We start from the raw sequence: 1425 nt of genomic DNA on the forward strand, positions 1-1425 counted from the left end.
CTAGTGCCCATCCATAAACGCCTGTTTTTCTGCGGTTTTGCAAGGTTGTTTGCCGGCTGACATCGTTTCTTGGGACGCGTGATGGCACAAGGCGGCGCAGGTTATGGCCCGAAGAGCGATCTGGCGGCAATGGGTCATGGGGTATCGGCCGACGCTCGCCGGCCTTGCTCTGAACGCCACCGGATCAGGAGCGTCAGGTCGGCCTGAGGCGGGCGAAGAGGGCGAGATTGTAAGCGACCACCGAGGACCAGACATAAGCCTTGAAGTGGTCGAGCCCACGCCAGGTGCAGCGCCCCAAGCCATAAGCGCGTTTCAGGCAAGAGATGCCGGCCTCGATGCCGGCGCGGAAGTTGCGCAGCTTGCGATAGACCCAGCGGCTGCTGACCATGTCTTCGATGCTGAGGCCGCGCTTCTTGTGGAAGGCCATGTCGCGGATTCCGCGGGCTTTGGCTCCGCTCAGATTTTCGCGGCTGGCATAGCCGCCGTCGGCCGCCGCCTGACGCGGCGGCTCGCCGTAAAAGGCGATGTGGCGTTCCAGCATCGGCAGCAAGCGCTCGCTGTCGGTCGGGTTGCCGGCTTCGATGACGAGGTCGAGGATCAGTCCGCTTCTGCCGGTGGTCAGATTGAGTTTGTGGCCGTAGTCGACGTCGCGGCTGCCCTTGACGATGATGTCGGCATGCGGCTCGAACAGGCTCACCAGCTTCTCGCCGGCAGGGACCGTATCCCCGACCAGGACCCGCTGTTCGGCCTGGGCGATGATCCGCTCGATCAGCGGCCGGTAATGGCGGAGTTGGGCCTGCCACAGTTCGCCGGCCGGGCCCGCCGTCAGCGGCACCTGTTCACTGGCCTGCTGCAGATAACTCAAAGTCGTGCGCGTGATCTTGAGCAGTTCGCGATAGTGCCTGATTCGTTTGGGGCGGCCGCGGGTATATTCGATCGCCCGAGCCCGCTTCTTTGCCGCGCGGCGATGGTCGTGCCATGGGATGGCGCTACCCAGCGCCTCGGCCTGCTGCAACAGCCGCACCGTCACCCGGACAGCGTCCCATAACAGGCTGCTGTCGCTCGGTTCATGTATCGGTGCGGCGGTGACGGTGCTGTCCACGCGCACGACCTTGCCACTTTCCAGCTTCTCCTGCCGGGCGCTCGCCAGCAGCACCCCGTTGATCTCTTCAAAGGTTTGCGCCCGGATCGCGCTGATCGTCTTGTGCAAGACCGACTTCTTCGGGTTCCAGCCCCACGGCAGCCGGGCAAACGCCCGGAACGAGGCGGAGTCTTCGAGATGGAAGGCCAGTTCCTGGTAACTCAACTGGCGATGCTGCTTGAGCAGCGCGCAGCGCAGCACAGCCTCGGCTGGTAGCCCCTCGCGGCCGGTCTGTCTGAGACCATGCCGGCGCAGGTCCCCCGCTACCAGCCCGAGCAACTCGC

The 1425-nt window shown here is 64.6% G+C and carries 1 protein-coding gene; it reads right to left on the minus strand.

Annotated elements, in window-relative coordinates; genetic code table 11:
* Positions 1-193 precede the first annotated feature (193 nt).
* A partial coding sequence (locus ATC00_RS00040; protein WP_153045142.1) for an ISNCY-like element ISRsp17 family transposase occupies positions 194-1425 on the minus strand: 1232 nt, incomplete at its 5' end.

The organism is Sinorhizobium americanum, from assembly GCF_001651855.1.
In the GTDB taxonomy this organism is placed as follows: Bacteria; Pseudomonadota; Alphaproteobacteria; order Rhizobiales; family Rhizobiaceae; genus Sinorhizobium; species Sinorhizobium americanum.